Annotated in this window: 23 protein-coding genes and 2 pseudogenes; 12 read left to right on the top strand and 13 right to left on the bottom strand. The window is 73.0% G+C overall.

Annotated elements, in window-relative coordinates; genetic code table 11:
* Positions 1-94: 94 nt before the first annotated feature.
* Positions 95-283 (bottom strand): annotated as a pseudogene (locus tag ACF1BE_RS27625) (TerD family protein); the annotation flags it as partial.
* A gap of 279 nt (positions 284-562) precedes the next feature.
* On the opposite strand from ACF1BE_RS27625, the gene ACF1BE_RS27630 reads away from it, so the two are divergent.
* The 4 genes from ACF1BE_RS27630 (at position 563) to ACF1BE_RS27645 (ending at position 5386) form a co-directional block, all read left to right on the top strand.
* On the top strand, positions 563-1006 hold the full coding sequence (locus ACF1BE_RS27630; protein ID WP_392201722.1) for a DUF6643 family protein: 444 nt from the start codon (positions 563-565) through the stop codon (positions 1004-1006).
* Positions 1007-1048: 42 nt separating this feature from the next.
* Positions 1049-1873, top strand: a complete 825-nt coding sequence (locus ACF1BE_RS27635) for an MOSC domain-containing protein (RefSeq protein ID WP_392201723.1) — start codon at positions 1049-1051, stop codon at positions 1871-1873.
* A gap of 246 nt (positions 1874-2119) precedes the next feature.
* Positions 2120-2725, top strand: a complete 606-nt coding sequence (locus ACF1BE_RS27640) for a hypothetical protein (protein ID WP_392201724.1) — start codon at positions 2120-2122, stop codon at positions 2723-2725.
* A gap of 228 nt (positions 2726-2953) precedes the next feature.
* Positions 2954-5386 (top strand): right-handed parallel beta-helix repeat-containing protein, encoded by a 2433-nt coding sequence (locus tag ACF1BE_RS27645; protein ID WP_392201725.1) that lies wholly within the window; start codon positions 2954-2956, stop codon positions 5384-5386.
* A gap of 49 nt (positions 5387-5435) precedes the next feature.
* Here the strand turns inward: ACF1BE_RS27645 and ACF1BE_RS27650 are convergent, their stop codons facing one another.
* Entirely contained in the window at positions 5436-7796 is a 2361-nt protein-coding gene (locus ACF1BE_RS27650) for a hypothetical protein (protein ID WP_392201726.1), read from the bottom strand.
* A 291-nt stretch (positions 7797-8087) separates the two neighbouring features.
* Between ACF1BE_RS27650 and ACF1BE_RS27655 the strand changes: the two genes are divergently transcribed.
* Positions 8088-8918: a DeoR/GlpR family DNA-binding transcription regulator gene (locus ACF1BE_RS27655; protein ID WP_392201727.1), complete on the top strand. Its 831-nt coding sequence runs from the start codon at positions 8088-8090 to the stop codon at positions 8916-8918.
* 165 nt (positions 8919-9083) lie between these two features.
* Here ACF1BE_RS27655 and ACF1BE_RS27660 read toward each other — a convergent pair whose 3' ends face one another.
* The 8 genes from ACF1BE_RS27660 to ACF1BE_RS27695 form a co-directional block, all read right to left on the bottom strand.
* On the bottom strand, positions 9084-9875 hold the full coding sequence (locus tag ACF1BE_RS27660; protein ID WP_392201728.1) for an enoyl-CoA hydratase/isomerase family protein: 792 nt from the start codon (positions 9873-9875) through the stop codon (positions 9084-9086).
* Positions 9872-11134: a cytochrome P450 gene (locus ACF1BE_RS27665; protein WP_392201729.1), complete on the bottom strand. Its 1263-nt coding sequence runs from the start codon at positions 11132-11134 to the stop codon at positions 9872-9874. The genes ACF1BE_RS27660 and ACF1BE_RS27665 overlap by 4 nt, the downstream gene beginning before the upstream one ends.
* A gap of 105 nt (positions 11135-11239) precedes the next feature.
* Positions 11240-12589 carry a cytochrome P450 gene (locus ACF1BE_RS27670; RefSeq protein ID WP_392201730.1) on the bottom strand — a complete coding sequence of 450 codons (1350 nt, stop codon included), beginning with the start codon at positions 12587-12589 and terminating at the stop codon, positions 11240-11242.
* A 49-nt stretch (positions 12590-12638) separates the two neighbouring features.
* The gene (locus ACF1BE_RS27675; RefSeq protein ID WP_392201731.1) at positions 12639-13241 is read right to left on the bottom strand and encodes an ATP/GTP-binding protein; all 603 of its coding nucleotides are present in this window, start codon (positions 13239-13241) and stop codon (positions 12639-12641) included.
* Positions 13216-13590: a DUF742 domain-containing protein gene (locus tag ACF1BE_RS27680; RefSeq protein WP_392201732.1), complete on the bottom strand. Its 375-nt coding sequence runs from the start codon at positions 13588-13590 to the stop codon at positions 13216-13218. The genes ACF1BE_RS27675 and ACF1BE_RS27680 overlap by 26 nt, the downstream gene beginning before the upstream one ends.
* Entirely contained in the window at positions 13587-13988 is a 402-nt protein-coding gene (locus ACF1BE_RS27685; RefSeq protein ID WP_392201733.1) for a roadblock/LC7 domain-containing protein, read from the bottom strand. Before ACF1BE_RS27685 ends, ACF1BE_RS27680 begins: the two co-directional genes overlap by 4 nt.
* Positions 13985-15187, bottom strand: coding sequence for an ATP-binding protein (locus ACF1BE_RS27690; protein WP_392201734.1), 1203 nt, complete (start codon positions 15185-15187; stop codon positions 13985-13987). Before ACF1BE_RS27690 ends, ACF1BE_RS27685 begins: the two co-directional genes overlap by 4 nt.
* A 231-nt stretch (positions 15188-15418) precedes the next feature.
* Entirely contained in the window at positions 15419-16543 is a 1125-nt protein-coding gene (locus ACF1BE_RS27695) for a PLP-dependent cysteine synthase family protein (RefSeq protein WP_392201735.1), read from the bottom strand.
* Positions 16544-16847: 304 nt separating this feature from the next.
* On the opposite strand from ACF1BE_RS27695, the gene ACF1BE_RS27700 reads away from it, so the two are divergent.
* From ACF1BE_RS27700 to ACF1BE_RS27725, 6 genes and pseudogenes are all read left to right on the top strand, one after another.
* Positions 16848-17171: a hypothetical protein gene (locus ACF1BE_RS27700; RefSeq protein ID WP_121790115.1), complete on the top strand. Its 324-nt coding sequence runs from the start codon at positions 16848-16850 to the stop codon at positions 17169-17171.
* A gap of 205 nt (positions 17172-17376) precedes the next feature.
* Positions 17377-17850 (top strand): annotated as a pseudogene (locus ACF1BE_RS27705) (ATP-binding protein); the annotation flags it as partial.
* A 615-nt stretch (positions 17851-18465) separates the two neighbouring features.
* Complete coding sequence (locus tag ACF1BE_RS27710; RefSeq protein WP_392201736.1) at positions 18466-19065, top strand: TetR/AcrR family transcriptional regulator; 600 nt, start codon at positions 18466-18468, stop codon at positions 19063-19065.
* 5 nt (positions 19066-19070) lie between these two features.
* Positions 19071-19466 (top strand): cupin domain-containing protein, encoded by a 396-nt coding sequence (locus ACF1BE_RS27715; protein ID WP_392201737.1) that lies wholly within the window; start codon positions 19071-19073, stop codon positions 19464-19466.
* A gap of 29 nt (positions 19467-19495) precedes the next feature.
* Positions 19496-20074, top strand: a complete 579-nt coding sequence (locus ACF1BE_RS27720) for a DUF4865 family protein (protein WP_392201738.1) — start codon at positions 19496-19498, stop codon at positions 20072-20074.
* A complete protein-coding gene (locus ACF1BE_RS27725) occupies positions 20071-20994 on the top strand; it encodes a phosphotriesterase (protein ID WP_392201739.1) in 924 nt (307 codons plus the stop codon). Before ACF1BE_RS27720 ends, ACF1BE_RS27725 begins: the two co-directional genes overlap by 4 nt.
* Positions 20995-21215: 221 nt before the next feature.
* On the opposite strand, the gene ACF1BE_RS27730 is transcribed toward ACF1BE_RS27725, so the two are convergent.
* Positions 21216-21644, bottom strand: coding sequence for a MarR family winged helix-turn-helix transcriptional regulator (locus ACF1BE_RS27730; protein WP_392201819.1), 429 nt, complete (start codon positions 21642-21644; stop codon positions 21216-21218).
* Positions 21645-21766: 122 nt separating this feature from the next.
* Here ACF1BE_RS27730 and ACF1BE_RS27735 point away from each other — a divergent pair, with 122 nt between their 5' ends.
* Complete coding sequence (locus ACF1BE_RS27735; protein ID WP_392201740.1) at positions 21767-22639, top strand: alpha/beta fold hydrolase; 873 nt, start codon at positions 21767-21769, stop codon at positions 22637-22639.
* Between the two features lie 257 nt (positions 22640-22896).
* Here ACF1BE_RS27735 and ACF1BE_RS27740 read toward each other — a convergent pair whose 3' ends face one another.
* Entirely contained in the window at positions 22897-24144 is a 1248-nt protein-coding gene (locus ACF1BE_RS27740; protein ID WP_392201741.1) for an ROK family protein, read from the bottom strand.
* A 104-nt stretch (positions 24145-24248) separates the two neighbouring features.
* Positions 24249-24899: an alpha-ketoglutarate-dependent dioxygenase AlkB family protein gene (locus tag ACF1BE_RS27745; protein ID WP_392201742.1), complete on the bottom strand. Its 651-nt coding sequence runs from the start codon at positions 24897-24899 to the stop codon at positions 24249-24251.
* Positions 24900-24912 lie beyond the last annotated feature (13 nt).

The raw sequence follows: 24912 nt of genomic DNA on the forward strand, positions 1-24912 counted from the left end.
AGCGGGCGGACGAACTCCCACTCGACATCAGACAGTTCATGGCGACGTATCACCCGACCATGATCCGCCACTCAAGATCTTTTGAAGACACGGCCGAGGGGTGCGCGGGCTGGTTGTAGAAGACGAAGTCCTCGTCGGAGCGGACCTTCCCGGCGGCGAGCAGCAGCGCCGAGGCGTCCACGTCCGGCGTCCCGGGCCCGGTGCGCCAGCCCAGTTCGATGCGCAGGCCCGCGGCCGGCACAGCTACGTTGGCGCCTTTCGGCATTGACATGTCCGCCCCCATCGGGTCTTCGGCTCACGGTTTTCGCCCCGGCGGTCCGGGTCGTCCCTACCCGCACAACTTATTCCCGCGTACGGCGAACGCCCACGAACGGCACAGGAAGATCGCCGGTGAACCGCCGGTAACCCGGTAAGAACGCGGCCGTTACACGATCCAAACGTGGATCGGTGTCCCTTTTTGCCGAGTTCGCTCGGATTGGGGATCCCAGGTCGCTGCCGACACGGAAAACAACCCTCTTACCGGTCTCCCCAACCAGCACATCGTGGGCTTAACTTATGTGCCATGACCTCCCCCCGCTCCACTTATGGCGGCGGCTACTACTCCGCCTCCTTCCCGGACACCCCGATCTACGACTCGCTCGTGGCCGAGCGGGGCACCCCGCAGATCGCACCGATCCGGGTCCCCGCCGCCTACGACACGGGCAGCAGCCTGCCCGCCCTGCCGTCGGCACTGTCCGCCCTCCCGGCGGCCCCGTCCCCGCAGGCTCCCTCCTACGGCTACCCGCAGGCGCAGCAGCCTGCACCGCTGCACTACGCGCCCACGGCGTACATCCCGCAGCAGGCGAGCGCCCCGCGCGGCTATCCCGGTCCGCAGGGTCAGCAGCAGCAGCGGCCGATGGCGCCGGGCAACGGCTACGAGGCCATGCGTCCGGCCGCGCCGCGGCCCGCGCCGGCTCCCTACCAGGACCCGTACAACAACCAGCAACAGCAGTACCGCGGTTACTGACCGGCGTGCCCGGCCGCCGGTGTCGTTTGGCACGATGGCGGTATGGGAAACGTCGAAGTGCAGTCGCTCCACGTCCATCCGGTCAAGGCGTTCCGGGCGCTGTCGCCCGGGGAGGCCGTCGTGGAGCCGTGGGGTCTGGCCGGGGACCGGCTCTGGTCACTGATCGACGACGGGGGAAAGGTCGTCACACAGCGTGAGCATCCGCGCCTCGCGCTAGCCGCCGCCGAGCCTCTGGCCGGCGGCGGCGTTCGTCTGTCCGCGCCCGGCCAGGAACCGCTGACGGTCGAGGTGCCGCAGCCGGCCGTGACCGTGCCGGTGAACGTCTTCGGTACGAAGGTCGAGGTCGTCCCGGCCGCCGCCGACGCGCACGCCTGGTGCAGCGCCTATCTCCAGGCCGACGTCCGCCTGGTCCACCTGGACGATCCGGCGACCCGCCGCCCGATCGTCCCCAAGTACGCGCTGCCCGGTGAGATGGTGAACCTCGCCGACGGCTTCCCCCTGCTGGTCACCACGACGGCCTCGCTGGACGCCCTGAACTCGCTGATAGCGCGGGGCGGACACGCCGACGAGGGCCCGCTGCCCATGACCCGCTTCCGGCCCAACATCGTCGTCACCGGCACCGAGGCCTGGGCCGAGGACCGCTGGACGCGGGTCTCCATCGGCGAGGTGGACTTCCGCGTCCCGAAGGCCTGCGCACGCTGTGTGGTGACGACCAACGACCAGGACTCCGCCGAACGCGGCCGGGAGCCGCTGCACACCCTGGCACGGCACCGCAGGATCGGCGGGCAGCTGCTCTTCGGGGTGCACCTCGTGCCCCTCTCGCCCGGCACGATCAGGATCGGCGACCCGGTGCGGGTGCTGTCGTAGCCCGCGCACGCCACCGGCACGCGGACGTCAGCGGCAGGGGTACGTCACCGGCACCCGGGCAGCGGGCGGCACCGGTCCGGAGGCCGGGAACCCAGGGCCGGTCCCCGGTCGTTGGGGGGACGTGAGAAATTCATGAGAGGCCGCGGGCGAGAGATACGCCGGCGGACGTGAGGCGGCCCGCTCCCCGGCCGGGACCGGGGTAGGGCGTGGGAGCCGGGGTCATGACGGACCGGGAGGGGGTGGGGCATGCGGGCACTCGGCGGACTGTGGCGCTGGCGGCGCAATCCGCTGCGCCGGACGACGGATCTGGCCGAGGCGTGGGTGGCCCTCGTGGCACTGCTGCTGATCGCCGTGGCCGCCCCCCTGACGGGTTGTCTGGTCGGCGCCGCCGCCCAGGACTCGCTCCAGCGGTCCGCACGGCAGCAGCAGCACGCCCGTCACCTCGTCACCGCCACGGTGGTACGGGACCTGGGCGGGGCTGCGCCGGAGGCCGACCCCGACACCACCACCGGGCGCGACGTCCACAGCCGCGTCCTCGCGTACTGGCGCGCGCCGGACGGCGGCCGACGGCAGGGCCAGGTCCTCGTGGACCTCGAGTCACCCGACCGTGGGGACCGCTTCAGGCTCTGGTCCGACCCGCACGGCCGAATAACGACCCGCCCGCTGGACCCCGCCACGGCGACGGCGCACGCCGTGCTCGCCGGGCTGGGCGCGGCCCTGGTGACCGCGGCACTCGTCGAGACCGGCCGGCGCCTGACCGTCTGGCGCATGGTCCGCCGGCGGTACGCCCGCTGGGACCAGGCCTGGGACCGGGCAGGTCCGGACTGGGGCAAGGCGGGCACGGGCAGCTGACGGCCTTCCGGCTTGGTCAACCCGGCGTGCACGCACACGCTACGGTGGACCGGCCGAAGCACTTTCGGCGACGACCCGCGGGTGCGTGAACCCCCGGGGCGCGCAGGCTCACGGAAGCGCGAACACACTCCGGCCCGAGGGCCGGACACGGTCGCGGTCCCGGCGCCCACGGCAGCGCCCCGGCGGGCGGCGAGCATCAGTACGACAAGGTGGGGGCACGGCAACGCCATGGCACAGGGCACGGTCCAGGTGACGCACACCGGTACATCGCGGTGGCGGCGCCGCACGGGTGAGTACGCGTCGCTCGCCGCCGCCCTGGAGGCCGCCGCCGACGGCGACGTCCTCACCATCGCTCCCGGCACGTACCGGGAGAACCTCGTCGTCCAGCGGGCGGTGACACTCCGTGGGCCCGAGGGCTCCTCCGGTTCGGTGCGGATCGCGCCCGTGGACGGAGTGCCGCTCACCGTGCGGGCCTCGGCCGTGGTGCAGGACCTGCACGTGGAGGGCCAGGACGCGGCCACGCCCGCGGTGCTGGTCGAGGAGGGCACGCCCGAGCTGATGGACGTGCGCATCGTCACCCGGTCCGCCGCCGGCATCGAGGTCCGCGGCGGCGCCCGCCCGACCGTGCGCCGCTGCACCGTGGACAACCCGGCCGGCATCGGCATCACCGTGCTCGACGGCGGCAGCGGCGTGTTCGAGGAGTGCGAGGTCGTCGCGGCCGGGCAGGCGGGCGTTGCGGTCCGCGGCGGCGCGCATCCGCGGCTGGAGCGCTGCCGGGTGCACCACGCCTCCGGGACCGGGCTGACCGTGACCGGGGAGAACTCCGCGCTGGAGGCGGTGGGCTGCGAGATCTACGAGGTGCGCGGCTCCGGGGTGCAGGTCACCGAGCGGGCCACCGCGCACCTGACCGACTGCGACGTGCACCGCACCACCGCCGACGGCATCACCCTGGACACGGACGCGGTGCTCACGCTCGCCGACTGCCGCATCCACGACATCCCGGAGAACGCGGTCGACCTGCGCTCCCGCTCCGTGCTCACCCTGACCCGGACGACGGTCCGTCAGTTCGGGCGCAACGGCCTGTCGGTGTGGGATCCGGGGACCCGGGTGGACGCCAACCAGTGCGAGATCTTCGACAGCACCGGTGACTATCCGGCGGTGTGGGTGAGCGACGGCGCGACCGCGGTGCTCGACTCCTGCCGGGTGCACGACGTGCCGGACGCCCTGTTCGTACTGGACCGCGGTTCCCGCGCGGACGTCGTGGACAGCGACCTGTCCCAGGTGCGCAACACCGCCGTCTCGGTGAGCGACGGAGCGACCGCGCAGCTGGACGACTGCCGGATCCGGGACGCGGCCACCGGTGCCTGGTTCCGCGACCACGGCAGCGGCGGCACGCTCAGCAACTGCACCCTGGACGGCACCCAGACGGGTGTGATCGTCACCAAGGGCGCGGACCCGACCATCGAGCGCTGCACGGTCGACTCCCCCTCGGAGGCCGGTTTCTACGTGTCCGCGGGCGGCCGGGGCAGCTTCCTGAACTGCCGGGTCAGCGGCAGCGGCGGGTACGGCTTCCATGTGCTCGACGGCTGCCGTACGACGCTGCGCGGATGCCGCACGGAGCGGTGCGCGCGCGGTGGGTACGAGTTCGCCGACGGCGGCCCGGACGCGGGGCCCGGGACGGGACCGGTGGTGGAGGACTGCACCAGCGACGAGAGCGGCGGTCCCCGGCCGCCCGCGCCCCGTGAGGCGGCCGTTCAGACGGTGCCGCAGGGCGCCGGCCTGCTGGGCGCGATCCCCGGGCAGCAGACGGCGGAGCGGGAACCGCCCGTCGTGGAACCGCAGGCGCCGCAGCGCTCGTCGAAGGACGTGCTCGGGGAACTCGACGCGCTGGTGGGCCTGGAGAGCGTCAAGCGCGAGGTGCGCGCGCTGACCGACATGATCGAGGTGGGCCGGCGCCGGCAGCGGGCCGGTCTGAAGGCGGCCTCCGTCAAACGGCACCTGGTCTTCACGGGCTCCCCCGGCACCGGCAAGACGACCGTCGCCCGGCTCTACGGCGAGATCCTCGCCTCCCTCGGCGTGCTGGAGAAGGGCCATCTGGTCGAGGTGTCCCGGGTCGACCTGGTCGGGGAGCACATCGGTTCCACGGCGATCCGCACCCAGGAGGCGTTCCAGCGGGCGCGCGGCGGTGTGCTGTTCATCGACGAGGCGTACGCGCTGTCCCCGCAGGACGCCGGGCGGGACTTCGGCAAGGAGGCCATCGACACGCTGGTGAAGCTGATGGAGGACCAACGGGACGCGGTGGTGGTGATCGTCGCGGGGTACACCGCGGAGATGGAGCGCTTCCTCTCCGTCAACCCGGGCGTCGCCTCCCGCTTCTCCCGCACCATCACCTTCGGCGACTACGGTCCCGAGGAACTCCTGCGGATCGTGGAGCAGCAGGCCGACGAGCACGAGTACCGGCTGGCCCCGGGTGCCTCCGAGGCCCTGCTGAAGTACTTCACCGCGATTCCGAAGGGCCCCGCGTTCGGCAACGGCCGTACCGCACGGCAGACGTTCGAGGCGATGGTGGAGCGGCACGCGAGCCGCGTCGCCCAGCTCTCCGACCCGACCACCGACGATCTGACCCTGCTGTTCGGGGAGGACCTGCCCGAACTGCCCTGAGCGGCCCGGCCGTACACCCCGGGGGTCCGGGCGTGGCGCTGGGCGGGGTCTATTCGCGGTCTCCGCCCGGTCCCGGGTCCGGGCGCTGTCCCGGCAGCTCCGGGCGCAGGCGGCCGAGGAGGTGGGCCCGTTCGCGGGTGAAGGCGGGGTCAGCCTGGTAGTCGGAGTGGCCGAGGATCGGGGCCGGGAGAGGGTGCTCGGGGGTGCGGCCGTAGGCGAGGGGGTCCCGTAAGGGCTCGTGGTCGACCTTCGGGGTGGTGCCGTCGCAGACGCGGACGGGGCCGCCGATGGGGTCGGTGGGGCGGTGGAGATTGCGCCAGCAGGCGATGTCGTGGTGCAGGGCGGCGAGCGCCGGCGGGCCGAAGTGGGCCGGGAACCAGCGGCCGTACAGGCGTTCCAGCGGGGAGCCGTAGGTGAGCAGGGCGACCCGTCCCCGTACGGACGGCGGCAGTTGCCAGGCCGCCGCGGCGGCGAGGACGCTGCCCTGGGAGTGGCCGGACAGGACGAGCCGGCCGCCGGTGTGCCGCGTCCAGGTCGCCATGCGCCAGGTCAGGTCCGGCACCGCGCGTTCGGCGTAGCAGGGCGGGGCGAAAGGGTGGGCGGCGCGCGGCCAGAAGGTGCCCACGTCCCAGAGGATGCCGATGGTGCGCCGGGCGGAGGCGTCCTTGTAGGCGCGCCGGCCCCAGGTCACGAACAGCAGGAAACCGAACCCCACCAGCCAGGAGCCCAGCGCCTGCGAGGTCTCGGCCACGGCCTGGACCACGTGGTGGGTACGGCGGGCGGCGCCGTCGGGCGTCTTCCCGGTGGCCAGGGCTCCGGCCAGCGCCGCACTGCCCAGCAGCAGGGTGGCGGCGGTGAGCACGGCGAGGATCAGGGGCGCCCGGTCGGTGAGCGTGGCCATGGCCCGGGCGTGCGCGACGGCGCGGGTGCGGGACGGGTCCTCGGGTTCACCGGGGTGCTCGCGGCGGACCCGGTCGCGTTCGGCGCGGGCGAGCCGGGCGATGTCCAGGGCGAGCCGGACGCCGAGGAGCAGCAGGACGACGAGGAGCGGCGGGATGGCGGACGCCTGCCAGGTGAGGAGGACGGGCGGTCCGGCGAGCAGGGCGCGCGTGCCGTCCAGCCAGTCGGCGACGCGCTGGGCGACCCCGCCGGAGATCACGCCGCCCAGCGCGCAGGCGAGCAGCGCGACGGCGGGGCCGCCGAGTCCACGCATTCCGGCGCGCGGGTCGGGGCAGCGCCGGTACAGGTCCCGGGCCACGGCGCCGAGGGCGACGACGAGCAGGCCCTGGGCCGCCGTGAGGGCACCGAAGGCCGGGTCCCCGGGCAGCCGTCCGGTGGACTGCCAGCCGGGCCGGGACCAGCCGGCGTAGAGCAGGGTGAGCAGCAGCAGGCCGAGCGCGCCGAGCGGCAGGCGGCGCACGAGGTGCCGGTCGAGACGCTGGTCGAGGCGGTGTTCGCTGCGGCCCCGGCGGCAGACCACGCCCACGGCCACCCCCGCGCAGACGAGCAGGGCGGCGAGCAGCAGCAGGCCGAGGACGTCCAGGGCGGCGGGGCCGCCGGGGCGGTGGTCGAAGCGGGCCGTCGGGGTGGCGACGGCGGCGGCCACCGTCAGCAGGCCGGTCGCGGTGTGGGCCGCGCGCAGCCGGGCCACCAGGCGGCGTCCGTACCAGAAGCCGGGGCGGGCCAGCGCGCTGCCGTCGGTGTCCGGCTCCGGGGCGCGGGACAGCGGGCGGTGGGACTCGTAGGCGCTCCAGGTGCGGCGCGAGAGGTACCAGAGCAGGCCGGTCAGCGCGGCCGGCAGCGTCGCGGCGAGGGCGAGCCGGCGGCCGGGCGCGCTCCACCAGCCCCCGGAGCCGGCGGGTGCCCCGCCGGCCGCGGGGGCCAGGAAGCCGAGCCAGGAGTGGCGGCGGACGCAGCCGGGGACGCCCGCGCACTGCCAGGCCACCAGGTCCAGGGCGACCTCGCAGGCGGCGCCGACCAGGAGCGTCGTCAGGGTGAGGGCGGCCAGGCGCACGAGGAGGCCGTAGAGCCGGACGGTGCGCTGCCTGCCGGGCGCGGCGGGGCGCATCCAGTGGGCGAGGTTGACGACCATGAACGGCAGCAGCAACAGCCACAGGGCGCGGCTGCCGTCGCCGGAGGTCAGGTTGCACCAGACGTACGCCTCCCGGACCGGCCCGCTCCGGGGCCTCCGCCCGGCGGCCCGTGCGTCCTGACCGGCGCCTTCCGCGTCCTCGGCGCGCCGGAAGACGGCGGCCGTGTCGTCGCCGGTGACCCGGACCGTGCGCGGGTCGCCGAGCATCTTCTCGGGCGTGGCGCCGCCGACCCCGTGCACCAGCAGTTCCAGGTCCTGGCCCGGCTCGGTGGGCCGGTCCGCGTGCCGCCCCGCGAGGCGTTCCTGCGCACGTTCCACTGTTCTCGCACTTCCCCCGTGACACCCTGACGTATGTGCCGTGCGCGTCCCAGGATGTCCGGTCCGGCGGCTCCGTGTCCCACTCCTCACGGAATCTCCCCGATGCTGGTGACGACGGGCGGGCGGTGCGTCGGCCCGGGGGCGGGTGCGCGACCGGCAGGTGGTGGCGCGACCGGTGCCGACCCGTGAAAGGATGGAACGCCCGCGTACCGCCGGACCGAGGGACTTTCCAGGTCGGAGCCGGTGTGCCGGGCGTGTCGGACGGGTGGCGGTGAAGGGAGCGGAGCGTACGTGAGTGAGAATCAGAACCTCCTCGCGGAGCAGCGCCGCGCCCTGATCCTGGACGAGGTCCGCCGCCGGGGCGGTGTGCGGGTCAACGAACTGACTCGCAAGCTCGGTGTGTCGGACATGACCGTGCGTCGCGACCTGGACACGTTGGCCCGGCAGGGGATGCTGGAGAAGGTGCACGGCGGTGCGGTGCCGGTGGTCGAGGCGAGCACCCACGAGCCGGGGTTCGAGGCGAAGTCGGGGCTGGAGCTGACCGCCAAGGAGGACATCGCGCGCGCCGCCGCCCGGCTGGTCGCGCCGGGTGCGGCGATCGCCCTGTCGGGCGGTACGACGACGTACGCGCTCGCCCAGCATCTGCTGGAGGTGCCCGACCTGACCGTGGTGACGAACTCGCTGCGGGTCGCGGACGTCTTCCACGCGGCTCAGCGCACGTCGGGGCAGCGGCAGGGGGCGGCGACGGTGGTGCTGACCGGCGGGGTGCGCACGCCGTCGGACTCGCTGGTGGGGCCGGTGGCCGACCAGGCGATCGCCACGCTCCACTTCGACCTGCTGTTCCTCGGCGTGCACGGCATATCCGTGGAGGCCGGCCTGTCCACGCCGAACCTCGCGGAGGCCGAGACCAACCGGCGGCTGGTGCACTCCGCGCGCCGGGTCGTGGTGGTCGCCGACCACACCAAGTGGGGCACGGTGGGATTGAGTTCCTTCGCCACGCTGGAGCAGGTGGACACGCTGGTGACCGATGCGGGGCTGGCCGCGCAGGCGCGTGCGGAGATCTCCGAGCACCTGCGTGTGGTGGTGGCCGGCGAGCCCGGTCAGGACGACGCGGACACCTGAGCGGCCGTCGGGGCGCGTACGGCAGGTTCTGGACGGGATCCCTCGGTGTCCGCTGCCGACGGGACGGCACCGTCCCGGTGCGTCCGCACGCCGGGCCGGGACGGCCCGGGACGTGCGGTCCGCGGCGCGGTGGCCTTCCTGGGCAGGCGCCCGGCGGGCCGGTGGTCAGACGGTGCCGCGGGAGTGGTGCAGCTCGGCCACGACCGCTGCCATCAGTTCCGCGTCCAGCGCGGAGGTGTCGGCGAGGCGCGAACCGGCGGACAGCGAGTGGAGCAGGGCCTTGGTGACGCGCAGTGCCGCCGGGGGGCGGCGGACGACGGGCCCGGCCCACGCGGCGACGGCCGCGTCCAGTTCCTGGGCGGGCACGACCTTCTGGAGGACGGACAGGGACAGGGCTTCAGCCGCGGTGAACGCCCGGCCGGTGAGGACGAGTTCGCGGACGCGGGCGGCGCCGACCTCGCTGATGAGGCGGGGCAGGAGGCCACCCCACGCGGTGGGCAGCCCCAGGGCGAGTTCGGGCAGCCGGAAGGTCGCGTTTTCGGACCCGACCCGCAGGTCACAGGCGAGCGCGAGGGCGAGGCCCGCGCCGATGGCCTTGCCCTGGACGCGGGCGATGGTGACGGCCGGGTTCCCGGTGAGGGCGTCGCAGACGCGCCGTGCCTTGGTCCCCGACAGGCGGATGCCGCTGCCCGTGCGGTCGTGGGCGAGGTGCCGGTCGAACTCGCCGCGGTCCCCGCCCAGACAGAAGTCGTCCCCGCTGCCGGCGAGGACCAGCACGCGGACCGCCGGGTCCTGGTCCTGGAGGACCGCCAGGAGGTCGTCCAGCAGGGCGTCGGTGACGGTGTTGCCCTCCGCGGGGGTGTTCAGCTCGACGGTGAGGACGGCGCCCTCCCGGCGGGTCCGCAGGGTCTGCCGTACGGTTCCGGCCGGGAGAGCCGTGAGGGGGAGGGCGGTCATGTCGTCACTTTCAGGGAGGTCACGCGCCGGAAGACCATCCGGTTCGCATAGGTCGGGCCTGCGGCCGGCCGCAGGGTGGGGAATCGTTCCAGCAGCTGGGTGAGCAGGACCCGGGCCTCCAGGCGGGCCAGGCCCGAGCCGAGGCAGTAGTGGGCTCCGCCGCCGAAGGTGAGGTGGGCGCCCTTGCGGAGGATGTCGAACACGTGCGGGTTCTCGTTGCGGCGCGGGTCGTGGTTGGCGGCGCCGTAGAGGACGTGGACGGTGGTGTCCCTGGCGACGGGGACGCCGGCGAGGACGGTGTCGGCGGCGGCGACGCGGGAGTTGAGGTGGATGGGCGGGTCGTAGCGCAACGACTCCTCGATCGCGCCGTCGACGTGTTCGGGGTGCCGGCGCAGCCGGTCGGCCCGGGCGGGGTCCTGGGTGAGGAACCACACCGCGTTGCTCAGCAGGGTCGCGGTGGTCTCCAGAGAGGCGATGGTGATGAACATCGTCAGGTCGTACAACGTCTGGTCGGCGGTCGCGCGGTCGGCGGGGTACTGGGCGTCCCAGTAGCGGATCCAGCCGGTCAGGACGTCGTCGCCGGGGTGGGCGCGCCGGTGGGCGAGGAGGGCGGTGAAGTAGGCCCGCATCTCCCGGGTGGCCTGCGCCGAGACCGCCAGGTCGCTCTTGGTGGGGAGGAGTTCCTGGGCGTGGACCTGCCGGTGGGTGAAGTCCAGGATGCGCGGGTAGTGCCCGGCCGGGATGCCGAGCCACCGGCCGATGGTGTGGATCGGGAGCCGGTCGCTCACCGTGGTGACGAAGTCGGCCTCGCCGTGGGCGCGCAGTCGTGCGTCGAGGCGGTCCAGGAGCCGGGTGACGTGGGCGGTGATCCGGGGCCGCAGGGCCTGCAGGGTGCCGCGGTCGAAGAGGTTGCCCAGGGCCCGCCGCTGGGCGGTGTGCGCGGGGGCGTTGAGCCGGGACAGCGTCCGCGTCATCTCCCGTGTCGACGGGTCCTGCCAGCGTGCCGTGTCCGGGTGGCGCTCCTGCCAGGCGAAGTCCGGTGCGAGCCAGTTCCGGCCCCGCAGGACCTGGCTGCAGGCGTCGAACCCGGTGACGAAGTACCCGCCCCAGGGAGCGGGCACCACGTCACCCAGTGCGCGGAACTCCTCCCAGACGGGGAGGGGGTCGGCCTGTCCCTCGGCCGAACGCAGGCGCCGGAGGAGGGGGATGACGGCTCGGCGGTCCGTGGTGGTACCGCGTATGACGCCGACGGCGGTCACGCGAAGCTCCTCTTGTGGCTGGGCGCTACCGTTACCGCCGGAACCTACCCTTCCTCTCACCTCGGTCATGCGCCTGTGAGTGTTGCTCCCGTCACATGCCGCACATCAGACCCGGAAGGTGTCCAGGAAGCTGCTCCAGAAGCCCTTCTTCCTGGCCGGTTCCGGGCGGACCGTGGCGGCCGCGGCCGTGGGGACCGGCTGCTCGGCCACGGCGGGCACGGTACGGCCCTGGAGGGCGGAGGCCGTCCGGGTCGCCGGTGTCGGGCTGAAGGCCACGGGCAGTGCGACCAGTGCCCGGTGGAACGGTCCCGGCCGCCACTGGAGGTCCTTCTCGTGGACGGCCAGTGTCAGGTCGGGCAGGGCGTTGAGGATCTTCTCGATCGCGGTGACGGCGATGACCTGCGCCGGGTCCTTGGCGGGGCACGCGTGCGGGCCGGCTCCCCATGCCAGGTGGGCGCCCTTGCTGTGCGTCCGGCGGGCGTGGGCCAGCGCGGGGTCGCTGTTGGCCGCGGCGAAGCTGATGACCACCGGTGTGTTGGCCTCGGCCACCACTCCCCCGAGGTCCACGTCCTGCACCGGGTAGTGGGTGGCGTAGTTGGCGATGGGCGTCTGGTTCCACAGCACGTGATCGATCGCCTCCTCGATCAGCATGCCGGCGCCGCCCCCGCCCGCGCCGGGTGCCAGCAGCAGGAGCAGGGCGTTGCCGATCAGGTTGCGCTCGGGTTCCACACCGGCGCCCATCAGCATGACCAGCTGGTCCTTGAGTTCCTCGTCGGTCAGGCCGGCGGGGTGCTGGATCAGCCAGGAGGTGACGTCGTCGCCGCCCCGACGGCGCTTGAGGGCGATCAGGTCCATGAGGCAGGCGGTGAGTTCCTCGTTGGCGCGCAGGGCGTCCCTGCCGTCGAAGATCGCCGACATGGAGCTGGTGAGGGTGTCACCGATGTCCGCCGGGCAGCCGAAGAGCTGGTTGAACAGCAGCAGCGGCAGCAGTTTGGCGTAGTCGTTGAGGAGGTCGGCCCGGCCGCGCTCGCTGAACCGGTCGATGAGGTAGTCGGCGATGGGCTCGACGTCGCGGCGGATGCGGGTCATGTTGAGCCGGGCGAGGCTGTCGGTGACGGCCTTGCGCAGCCGCAGGTGCACGGCGCCGTCGGTGAACAGGCAGTTGGGCCGGTACGCCATCATCGGGAGCACCGGGTGGTCCAGCCCGACGCGCCCTTCGTTGAGCGCCTTCCAGCGGCGGGCGTCCCGGGCGAAGAGCGTGGAGTTCTGCAGTACGCGCAGGGCCGTCTCGTGGCCGACGACCAGGGTGGCGTCGACGCCGGGTGCGAGTTCGACGGGCCCGGCCGGGCCGTGGGCGCGCACCCGGTCGTAGACCTGGTGGGGGTCGGCGGCGAACGCGGCGTCGTGCAGGGGGCATCTTGCGCCGGTGGGGGCGCTGACTGACTGACGGTCCATGAGGTTCCTTCTGCTGGCCCGCGGCCGATGGTCCGGGCGATGGGGCGTGTCAGGCGGCTCGGGTGAGCAGGTGGCGTACGAGCGCGATCAGCGCGTGGGCGGATGACTGCCGGTCGCGGGCGTCGCAGTAGACGACGGGGGTGTCCGGGAGCAGGTCGAGGGCCTCGCGCACCTCCGCCTCCGCGTACGCCGTGTCCGTGCCGAAGCTGTTGACCGCGATGGCGTACTCGAGTCCGTACCGCTCGACGAGGTCGATGACGGGGAAGGTCTCCTCCAGCCTGGCGGGGTCGACCAGCAGCAGCGCGCCCAGCGCGCCGCGGGCCATGTCCTCCCACAGCTGCATGAAACGCTGCTGTCCGGGGGTGCCGAACAGGTACAGCACGAGGTCGTCGCTGAGCGTCAGCCGGCCGAAGTCCAGGGCCACGGTGGTGGTGGACTTGTCCGTCACGCCCCTGAGGTCGTCGACGTGGAGCGACGCCTGCGTCATCTTCTCCTCGGTGCGCAGCGGGGTGATCTCCGACAGCGAGCCGATGAACGTCGTCTTGCCCACGGCGAAATGCCCGACGACCAGGATCTTGGCCGCGTTGGTCACCGCGCTGGAGACGTAGATGGATCCAGGGGCCGTCTCAGCCGATGAGGGATTGGAGTCCATTCAGAACCTTCTCGAGGGTCGCTCTGTCAACGTTCTGAGCCCGGGGCGGCTCGGCGCGGCGCAGGAGGTGGCCCTGCTCGAATAAGTCGGTCAGCAGCAGCCGGGCCACCCCCACCGGCAGTTCCAGGTGGCCGGCCACCTCGGCGACCGACAGGTAACCGCCCGCGCACAGGTTCCAGATCGCCGTCACCTCGGGGCCGGCCCCCAGCGGAGGTGTCCGTTCGGGGGCGAGGGTGACCAGGGTGTGCAACGCCAGGTCGTCCGAGTCCGGCAGTGTCCGCCCGCCGGTGATGACGTAGGAGCGGACGAAGTCACTGGTGACGGAGGCTTCCTCGCCGGGCCTCGTCATGAACCGACACCGTTGTCCGCACGCGGCGCCACACTCATCGCCTTGCTCAGGGCGGCCACCGTCTTCTGCATGCGGAAGGACACGGCCTCCATGTCGACGTCCAGTGCGGCCGAGACGGCGAGGTAGGAACCCTGGCCCGCGGCGATGAGGAAGATCCAGCCGCCGTCGTACTCGAGCAGCGTCTGCTTCCAGATGCCGTGTCCCGCTCCGACGAAGCCCGCGACGGCGCGGCTCAGCGACTGCATGGAACTCATCGCGGCGGCGTTCGTCTCCGCGTCGTCCCGTCCGATGTCGTCCGAGCGGTGCAGCAGCAGGCCGTCACCCGAGACGAGGATCGCGTGGCGGGCTCCGCGCACCTCGAGCACGTCGTTCAGCACCCAGGACAGGTCGGTCTTCACTGGTCGTCAGATCCTTCCGTGGTGTTCGTGGCGCGTCCGAGGTGTGTGCCGCGCGCGAAGGCCCCGAGCCGCGACGCCGTCACCTCGCCGGCCGGCTCGGGCGTCGACTCCCGGCCGGTGGTGTCGAGAGCGGGAACCATCGTGACGGGACCCGAGCGCCGGCGGCGTTTGGGCAGGCCGCCCGTGGTCGTGCCCACCACGTGCGAGGGGCCCACGACCGGGACCGGCGCCAGTCGCTGGGGGGCCGCCTGCGGGCCCGGGTCGTCCTGGACGACGGGTGCGGGGGAAGGGGCGTCGGCCGCGAGGAGGCTTTCGGGTACACGAATCACTGCACGCACTCCGCCGTAGGGGGACACGGAGCCGACGGAGACGGCGAAGCCGTAGCGGGCGGCGAGCATGCCGCACACGGCGAAGCCGAACCGCGGCGGATCGCCGAGACCGGTGATGTCGACGGGTCCGTCGACGGTGAGCAGTGCCGCCGCCCGGTCCTTGGTCTCCTGGTCCATACCGAGACCGGCGTCGTCCACGATGAAGCACACACCGGTGGGCACGGTCTGGATGTTGACCTCGACCGGCGTTCCGGGTGCGCTGTAGGTCGTCGCGTTGTCCAGCAGTTCGGCCAGGACGACGGCCACCGGTTCGACCGCCTTGCCGACGAGGGAGACGTTGACCTGGGAGTGGACGCCGACCCGGTCGAAGTCCTTGATCCTGCCCTGGGCGCTGCGCGCGACGTCGTAGACGGTGGCGGCGCCCTCCCGCCTGCCGAGCCAGCCGCCGCACAGCACGGAGATGCCCTTGGCGCGGCGGCCGAACTGGCTGCCGGTGTGATCGACCGACATCAGATCGGCGAGGACGTCGGTGGTGTCGCCGTACTTCTTCAGCAGGGTGTCCAGGAGCACCTGCTGTTCCTCGGCCAGCGACTGGAGCGTTCCCATCGCGGACTTCAGCACCGCCTTGGTCGCCGCCTCCGCGTCCGCCCGTACGTCGGCGAGGTCGCGCTGGTGCTGTGCGGTCAGCGCGGCGATGTGGTTGTGGAGCTGACCGATGTCGCCGCGGGCCTGCCCCAGTCCTGTCTCCAGGTCCTTCCTCGTTCTTCGGAGCGCCATGTTGGTTCTCCGGGCCCGCATCACCGCGACGACCGCAGCGACGAGCACCACAAGCAAGATCCACAGCAGTGGATCCCGGGTCAATGACGTCATGAGACTCTCTTCAAGTCGCAGCGCGCCGAGATCGTGAGCAGCGCGATGGTGCCTTCGAGACTGTCCCCCGGACGCATTCATGACACGCCGTCAGCCCACTGAAAGTGGGATGATCTTATCAGTCTTACGGAGCCAACCCGCCTGCGCAGAAACCCATTTGAGACGTCATCAAGACGACACACCCCGGCCACCCGCACGTCGGGCGCCGGTCTCCCCGGATCGGGGGACGTCTCAGTCCGGCCAGACACCCGTCGCCAGGAACGAGTCGATCGCCGTCGCGTACGGCGTGATGTCCAGACCCTGCCCGGTCAGCCACGCGTCCGAGTAGTACTTGTCGAGATAACGGTCCCCCGGGTCGCACAGCAGCGTCACCACACTGCCCCGGCGGCCCTCCGCCACCATCTCGGCCACGATCTTCAGGGCGCTCCACAGCCCGGTGCCGGTCGAACCGCCGGCCTTGCGGTTGATGGCCCGGTCCAGGGCCCGTACGGCGGCGACACTGGCCGCGTCCGGGACCTTCATCATCCGGTCGACCGCGCCGGGCACGAAACTCGGTTCCATGCGCGGCCTGCCGATGCCCTCGATGCGCGAGCCGCAGTCACAGGTGACGTCCGGGTCGCCGGTCGTCCAGCCGTCGAAGAAGCAGGAGTTCTCCGGGTCGGCGACGCAGATCCGGGTGTCGTGCTGCATGTAGTGGACATAGCGTGCGAGCGTCGCCGAGGTGCCACCGGTACCCGCCGTCGCGACGATCCAGGCCGGCTCCGGGAACCGCTCCAGCCGCAGCTGACGGAAGATGGATTCCGCGATGTTGTTGTTGCCGCGCCAGTCCGTGGCCCGCTCGGCGTAGGTGAACTGGTCCATGTAGTGGCCGCCGGTCTCCACCGCGAGCCGGGCGGACTCCTCGTACATCTTCCGGGAGTCGTCCACGAAGTGGCAGCGTCCGCCGTGGAACTCGATCAGGCGGATCTTCTCGGCGCTCGTCGTGCGCGGCATGACCGCGATGAACGGCACCCCGATCAGCTTCGCGAAATACGCCTCCGAGACCGCCGTCGAGCCGCTGGAGGCCTCGATCACCGGGCGGTCCGGGCGGACCCAGCCGTTGCAGAGGCCGTAGAGGAACAGGGACCGGGCGAGCCGGTGCTTGAGGCTGCCGGTCGGGTGGGTCGACTCGTCCTTCAGATAGAGGTCGATGCCCCACCGCTCGGGCAGCGGGAAGCGCAGCAGGTGCGTGTCCGCCGAGCGGTTGGCGTCGGCCTGCACCTTACGGACGGCTTCTTTCAGCCAGCCTCGATAGGCGGCGTCACTGCGGTCGACGTCGAGGGTGGCGCCGGTCCTGGTCTGATGGGTGGTGCTCACGACGGGGGCTCCTTACTCTGGTCGCCGACGGCGCCTCGCACCGCCGGCACCTTCGAGCATAGGCACCTTTCACACCGCTCCCCACCTGCATAAACGCATCTTTGAGCCACTCAAAGCCACCCTGGGGCACGGCTGTGCGAGGGCGCCGGGGCGCATGGGCGCACGTGCTTCCGGTGCCTGTCGCACACGCCCCGCGCGCACTGGTGCTCCGCGCCGCATCCGGGCAGACTGCACGCGACGGGACGACCGTCCCGAACGGGGGCGCACACGGGACCACGGAGACACCGCGAGGGGGCGGCAGGACATGGCGGAACCGGAGTTCACGGCCACGGGCGTGCGGATCGGCAAGCGGCTGCGTTCGCTGACCCGGGCCGGGCAGGTCCGGATCAGCGACGGCAGGCTGGAGCTGCTCACCAGCTACGGCAGCGAGATCGACAGCGCCCCGGTGCAGGCGGTACGCGCGTCCAAGCCGTGGTTCGCGCCGGACGACCGGGCGCTGGCCGACGTCAACGGCACGCGGTATCTGCTGACGCTCGGCGAGCAGGATCCGGCGCCGGGCCGGCCGGGGCCGCCCGCGGCGCGGCGGTTCATCGAGGCGGTGCGCCGGGCGGCGGGAGACCGCGGCTGAGCTGCCCGCCGTCGCGGCGAGTTGCGTGAGCGCATCCGCTGCGCCACGCTGATGTCACGTCACTCTGGGTTTACCGGCGATAACGCTGCGAACCAGCCCGCCGGCCACGACAGCAGGCGGACGTTTGGACGCAAGCACCCTGCTGGATCCGTTGTTCTCCGTGTTCAACCGGTCCCTCCGGACCTCGCATCGGGGAGTCGCAGCCGTGATCACTCACCCAAGCAGGCACTGCACAGTGGAACTCCAGGCCCTGCCGTCGCGGATCGGCCAGGTCCGCAGAATCGTATCTGCGCAGTTGCGCTACTGGCACATGGACCCGTTGATAGACCGGGCCGCGCTCGGTGTGACGGAGTTGCTGAGCAACGTCCACCGGCACGCCCGGCCCGACAAGTCGTGCACCGTCGAGCTCGAACTTCTGGCGGACCGGCTCACGGTCTCGGTACGTGACCACGATCCACGGCTTCCGGTACCGGCCGACCCGCACGCCGATGCCCTGTCGGCCGATGTCACGGACACGGTGCCCCTCACCGCGCCGGCCGACATCGGCGCCCCGGCGGACGTCACTCCGCTGGCCACCTGCGGGCGGGGCCTGGCGATGGTGGCAGCGGTGAGCGAGAGCTGGGGCGCCCGGCCGGACGGCGAGAACGGCAAGATCGTCTGGTTCACGCTGCCGGCACCTCCGGTGACAACCGGCCGTCCGGCGGGGCTGCCTCGGGGTGCGGTACGGCCGGCGCCGGCGCCGGCGGTCGTGGCTGCCGCGGCGGCGGGAGCTTCGGTCCCGACCTCGATCCCGGCTTCGGTTCCGGCGCGGACGGCCGTGCGCTCGGGAACCCCGGTTCCGGCACGGACGCCGGTCGGTGCGGGAGCCGCGGTCGGCGCAGGGACGCCCGTGGGCGCCGGGGCTCCGGTCGCGAGTGCCGGGACCCCGGTGGGTGCCGGTGGTCCGGTTGGCGCCGGAGCTCCGGTCGTGGGTGCCGGGGATGCGGGGCGCCCCGTCGGTGGCGGCAGTCCGTCCGGGAGCAAGGCGCCCCGTGCCGCCGCGGCTCCCACTGCGGCAACGACTTCCACGCCCACCGTGGAGCCCGCCGGCGCGACCGGGACGCGGCCCCCCGCGCGAACGGCCCTGCCCGGCTGACCGGACCGCGAGCTTCCCGGCCGCGACAGCCCCTGCCCCGACACCAGGCCGCGCCGCACCGCTCTCGGCGGTGCGGCTGAACTCCGTGTCCGGGCCGGACGGACGGCGCCGGTTCGCCGCCCCACTCCGCCACGGGAACTGGTTGCTGTACCTACTAGTATGTACAGTAGGCGTATGAGCACCTCGGAACGACTGATCGAGTCCACTCGCGAGCTGTTGTGGGAGCGCGGATACGTGGGCACCAGCCCCAAGGCGATCCTGGAGCGCGCGGAGGCCGGCCAGGGCAGCATGTACCACCACTTCAAGGGCAAGCCCGCCCTCGCCCTGGCGGCGATCCGGCGCACCGCCGAGGAGTTGCGGGCCACCGCCGAGGCAGTGCTCGACGGTCCGGGTACTCCGTACGAGCGCATCGAGGCCTATCTGCTGCGCGAGCGCGACGTGCTGCGCGGCTGCCCGGTCGGCCGGCTGACCATGGACCCGGACGTGATCGCCAGCGAGGAACTGCGCGCACCGGTCGACGAGACGATCGCCGCCATCCGCGAGCGGATCGCCGCGATCGTCGAAGAGGGCAAGCGGCGGGGGCAGTTCGCGCCCGAGCTGGACGGCACGGAGATCGGCGCGGCCGTCGTCGCCACCGTGCAGGGCGGCTATGTGCTGGCCCGCGCGTCCGGCTCCCCCGCCGCCTTCGACGCCGGTGTCCGCGGCCTGCTCTCCCTGCTCGCACCCCGGCCCCCCCGAACTCCCGGACAGGAGAACTGAGTCACGTGCACATCACCAGACGGCGGCCCGACACCTGGCAGGGCCCCGCGGAGCACTTCACCGGCACGGTCTGGCTGGACGAGATCGCCGCGCCCGCGGCCCCGTCCCGGCTGCGCATGCTCAACGTCCACTTCGCGCCGGGCGCCCACACGGCCTGGCACCGGCACCCGTACGGGCAGGTGCTGCACGTCCTGGAGGGCGAGGGGCTGGTGCAGCGCAAGGGTGGGACGGCCGAGGTGATCCGTGCGGGCGACACGGTGTGGATCGAGCCCGGGGAATGGCACTGGCACGGTGCCGGGCCCCGCACCTTCATGACCCACCTCGCGGTCGTGGAGGCTGCCGCCGACGGCACCACCACCGAGTGGGACTGCCATGTGTCCGCCGCCGACTACCCCGCCTGAGCACGCCTGCCCGACGGAAGGATCACCTCATGCATGCCATGCAGTACGAGCTGCCCCTGCCCACCGACTACGACATGGGCATCATCCGTGCCCGGGTCGCCCGCGTCGGCCACCTGCTGGACGACTGGGAGGGCCTCGGCCTCAAGGCGTACCTCATACGTGAACGCGGCGTGCACGGCTCGCCGGTGAACCAGTACGCGCCGTTCTACCTCTGGAACACGGTCGACGGCATGAACCGCTTCCTGTGGGGTGGCGCCTTCCAGGGGATCGTCAACGACTTCGGGCGGCCCGCGGTGCGGCAGTGGACCGGCCTCGCCCATGCCGAAGGTACCGGCGCACACGCCGCGTTCGCCGTACGCCGGCGGGAACCGCTGCCGGACGGCACGGAGTTGACGGCCCTGATGGCGGACGCGGTGGCCGAGACGGAACGGCTGGCCGCCGAGGACGGCGCCGTGCTCGCCGCTGCGGCCGTGGACCCGCACCGCTGGGAACTGGTGCACTTCTCCCTCTGGGAGCACGCCACCGCGAAGGCCGGCGGAGATGTCTTCGAGGTGCTGCATCTGTCCGCCCCGGGTCGGGACCGGCTCCCGCGCGGACGGCAGTGGTGAGACACGTCCGTACGGTCCTCGGCGACATCCCGGCCGCGGAGCTGGGCGTGTGCGACGCGCACGACCATCTTTTCCTGCGCAGCCCGCGGCTGCCGGGGCAGGAACTGGACGACCTCCCCGCCGCGCGGGCCGAGTTGGGCGCCTTCCGCGCGGAAGGCGGCGCGGCCGTCGTGCAGTGGACGCCGTACGGCATGGGACGGCGGGCGGCGGATCTGCCGGCGCTGTCCCGGACGACCGGGGTGCACCTGGTCTGCGCGACGGGCCTGCACCAAGCGGCGCACTACGAGAACGAGTTGCTCGCCCGGCTGCGTGGCGGGCGGCTCGCCGCGCTGTTCGTCTCCGAACTCACCGACGGCATCGGCACGACCGGCGTACGCGCCGGTCTCATCAAGGTGGCCGGCGGCTTCCACGCGCTGGACGCGCACGCCCGCTGGACCATGTCGGCGGCGGCCGAGGCGCACCACGCGACCGGTGCGCCCCTCGCCGTACACCTGGAGCTGGGCACCGGCGCGCTGGACGTACTCGACCTGCTGTGCGGTGAGTTGGGCGTGCCCGGTGAGCGGGTGATCCTGGGCCATCCGAACCGCGCCCCCGACCCGATGGTGCACCGGCAGGCAGCCATGTCGGGCTGCTGGCTGGCCTTCGACGGGCCGTCCCGCGCCCACCACGCCACCGACTGGCGGATGCCGGAGGCGGTACGGGCTCTGGCGGAGGCGGGGTTCGGAGACCGGCTGCTGCTCGGCGGGGACACGGTGACGGCCGGGTCACGCTCGGTCGACGGCGGCCCCGGGATGCCCTACCTGTTGCGCCGGGTGCGCACGCGGCTGGCGGAAGCGGTGGGCGCGGACCTGGTGGACCGCATGCTCACGGAACATCCGGCGCGGGCATTCGCCGCCGACTGGTCACCGGCGCGCGGATGACGTGCGGCTCGACATGCGACGCGAAGAAGGGGACGCGCGAGTCGAACGAGGCCTCGCCAGGGCCTCCGGCCGCAAGGCACCCGGCCTCAGCCGGGTACATACCGTGAGGACTTTCACCGGGTCCGTGGCGGAAGACATCGTCATGGCGCCGGCGTGATCAGCGAAGGCGCATCTTGCCGGCGGGAATCGGACGTCTTTCCGCGACACGGTCAGCGCTTCCGCTACCCGCCCTGGGCCGTCGCGTCGAGCACCCCGGCCAGGAAGCCCCTGATCGCGGCCAGTTCCCGCTCGTCGTAGTCCCGCAGGAGGTCCACTGCCCGGTGGAGCAGCGGGCCGAAGTGGGACCAGCCGAGGGCAACCGCCCGCTCGTCCACCACGATGGTGACCTTGCGGCGGTCCCGCTCGCCGCGTAGCCGCCGCACGTGGCCGGCCCGTTCCAGCCGGTCGACCAGTGCCGTGGTACCCGCCGAGTTCAGCCCGAGCGCGGCGCCCAGCCGTCCGGCGGTGGTCTCCTCGCCCGCGCGGGCGGCATCCATCAGCGCGACGAGTGCGCGCACATCGGTGGGATGCATGCCGTTGCGCTGGGCGAACCTGGCGCTGTGCCGCCCCAGCTCGACGGCCACCGCGCGCAGCAGGTGGACGATCTCCATCTCGGGTCCCTGCTCGATTCGCTCGACGGGTTCTGCGCACTCCTCGTCGGACACGGGCCACCTCCGGTTACCATCTCGCTCAACAGGTATCTCGCTGAACGAGATAATAGGAGGCCCCGCTCATGAGCGCTCACGGTACGGACGACGCCGACGGCTTCCTCGCCGCCTACGACAAGGTCATGGCCAAGTGGCCGGCGACGCGCGAGACCGCTTCCGTGCCGACCGCCTTCGGCACGACGCACGTCAACGTGTGCGGCCCGGCCGACGGCCCCGCGCTCGTCCTGCTGCCGGGCGGCGGAGGCGCGACCTCCGCGTCCTGGTACGCGCAGGCCGCCGAACTCTCCGCCACACACCGGCTGTACGCCGTCGACCTGATCGGCGCCCCGGGCCGCAGCACGCCCGCCGCCGGCCGCCATCCCCGCACGGTCGCCGACCTGGCGGCCTGGCTCGACGCGGTCCTCGACGGCCTCGGCCTCGCGGAGACCGACCTGGGCGGGCACTCCTACGGCGCCTGGATCGCAGTGCACCACGCGCTGCACGCTCCCGACCGGGTACGCCGCCTCGTACTGATGGATCCGACCCGGTGTTTCGCCGGGTTCAGCCCGGCCTACCTGCTGCACGCACTGCCGATGCTGCTGCGCCCCACGCCCCACCGGGTCCGCGCATTCCTGGGATGGGAGACCGGGGGCCGCCTCCTGGACCCCGACTGGCTCGCCCTCCAGGAGGCTGCCGCCGGTTTCCCCTCCCTCCGGCCGGTGACCGGACCGCGCCCGGCGGCGGACCGGCTGCGCGGCCTGGACCTGCCGGTCCTGCTGCTGCTTGCCGGAAGCAGCAGGGCCCACGACCCCTCCGAGGTGGCTGCCCGCGCCAGCGCCCTGCTCCCCCGCGTCACGACGACCGTGCTGCCGGACGTGTCGCATCACGCGTTGCCGCATGCCGGCCCGGCCGGATCGGGCCGCCACCTCACTGACTTCCTGACCCGGACCGGTGGCTGAGCGGACGCCGCCGAAGGCGACTGCCCCGCCCACCGCGGTACACCTGCGGCGGCCCACCTTCCGCCGCGGGACCCGACCGGAGGTGATCCCTCGGCTAGGCCCTCTCGTTCGGATCAGGCCGGGCTCGCGGGCCCTGGCACCGCGCCTCGCCGCGGTGTCGTCGGTTGCCATGGCTCCGCCATGGCGCCCTCCTTCGCCTTGCGATGCAACGGCACCAGGACCCGCGCCCTGATCCGGCCTGATCCGAACGAAAGACCCTAGGCGCCCGCGGCCAGCGCGGCCAGTGGGTCGTCCAGGACCGGCTGCCAGGCCAGTTCGGCGGCGCCGACCAGGCTGTTGTGGTCCAGGGTGCACGGGAGGATCGGGACGCCGCCGCTCTGGCCCCACAGGCTGCGGTCGGCGACCACCGCGCGGAGCCGGGCGGGGTCGGCGTCGAGGAGGGTGCGGTGCAGGCCGCCGAGGATGATGCGGTCGGGGTTGAGGATGTTGACGAGGCCGGCGAGACCGAGGCCGAGACGGTCGATGAGGGCTTCGGCGGCGGTGCGCACGGCCCTGTCGTCGTACCGCGTGCGCAGCAGGTCGTTGGCCTGCTGGAGCAGCGACACCTCGGGGCCGGGGTCGCGGCCGGCCTCCATGAGCAGGGCCAGCGGGTCGGCCTCCACGTCCAGGCAGCCGCGGCTGCCGCAGTGGCAGGGGCGGCCCTCCGGGTTGACGGTGAGGTGGCCGACCTCCAGGGCGAGTCCTGAACTGCCGGTGTGCAGACGGCCGTCGAGGACGAGCGCGCCGCCGACCCCCCGGTGCCCGGTGGCGACGCACAGCAGGTCCCGCGCGCCCCGGCCGGCGCCGTGCCGGTGCTCGGCGAGCGCGGCGAGGTTGACGTCGTTGGCCGCGAACGCGGGTCCGGTGATGCCGGCGGCGCGTACGCGCTCGGCGAAGGTCCGCGTGACGGGGGCCCCGACGGGCCAGGCCAGGTGCAGGGGGTTGAGGGCCAGCCCGCCGGGTTCGGCGACGGCGGACGGTACGGCGAGTCCGGCGCCGACGCAGCGCCGGCCGGTCGTGCGCAGCAGCTCCGCGCCCGCCTCGACCACGGAGCCGAGCACCTTGGCCGGGTCGGCCTCGACGGTCTCGCAGCCGGGCGCGGTCGCCACGATCCGTCCGCCGAGACCGACCAGCGCGGCCCGGAAGCCGTCCGCGTGGATCTGCGCCGCGAGCGCCACCGGGCCGTCCTCGGCGACCTCCAGCCGGTGCGAGGGGCGCCCCTGGGAGCCGGCCGCCGAACCGGGCCGGGCGTCCACCCGGATCAGGCCGAGCGCCTCCAGCTCGGCGGCCACCGCGCCGGCCGTCGCCCGGGTGACACCGAGTTCGGCGGTGAGCACGGCCCGAGTGGGGGCCCGCCCGGTGTGCACCAGCTCCAGCGCGGGTCCGAGCGCGCCGCGCCCCCGGTCCAGCCGCGCCCTCGAGGTGGTCCTCTCCCCCGCTGCCCGGGGATCCGCCTTGCCGCTCATAGGGGTGAGTCTCCCATGATCCCCAGCTCGGGTGACTTGCTCCTGCCGGCCAGGTCCTGTCGCCGCACTGTCATGGCGTCGAGGCGGGAGTTCGACGACACGGACTAAAGACCACTCACCCGCAAGGTGATGTTGAGCCGGCCGGTGAGGCCCAGCCGGTCCGGTGACGTGCCCGGCTGGACTCGCGGCACACCGTGGTAGGCGAGCCGGGACGGACCGCCGAAGACGAACAGGTCACCGCTGCGCAGGTCGACGTCGGTGTACGGCTTCGCCCGGGTCCGCGTGTTGCCGAAGCGGAACACGCAGCTGTCTCCGAGGCTCAGCGAGACCACCGGCGCGTCCGACTTCTCGTCACTGTCACGGTGCATGCCCATCCGGGCGTCGCCGTCGTAGAAGTTGATCAGTGCGATGTCGTACGGTGCGTCCGGGACGGCGTGCGGGCCGAGGGCGTCGGCCACCGCCCGGCGGCCCAGCTCACCGAGCCAGTCCGGGAACGGTTTCACGGGCGCGCCGTCGCCGTCGACGACCGTGCGCGTGTAGGCGTACGGGTACCAGTGCCAGCCCAGGCAGACCTGGCGCGCGGTCATCGTGCCACCGCCCGGGGTGCGGACCGTGCGCAGCCCGGCCGGGGGCCGCGCCCACTCCCGGCAGGCCGCGAGCAGGTCACGCTGCCGCGCCTCGTCCAGCCAGTCCGGGACGTGCACGGCGCCCGCGGCGATCGCCGCACGCTCCCGGGGAAACAGCTCCGCGTCCATGCGCTCCATACTG

Source organism: Streptomyces sp. NPDC014991 (assembly GCF_043080665.1).
In the GTDB taxonomy this organism is placed as follows: Bacteria; Actinomycetota; Actinomycetes; order Streptomycetales; family Streptomycetaceae; genus Streptomyces.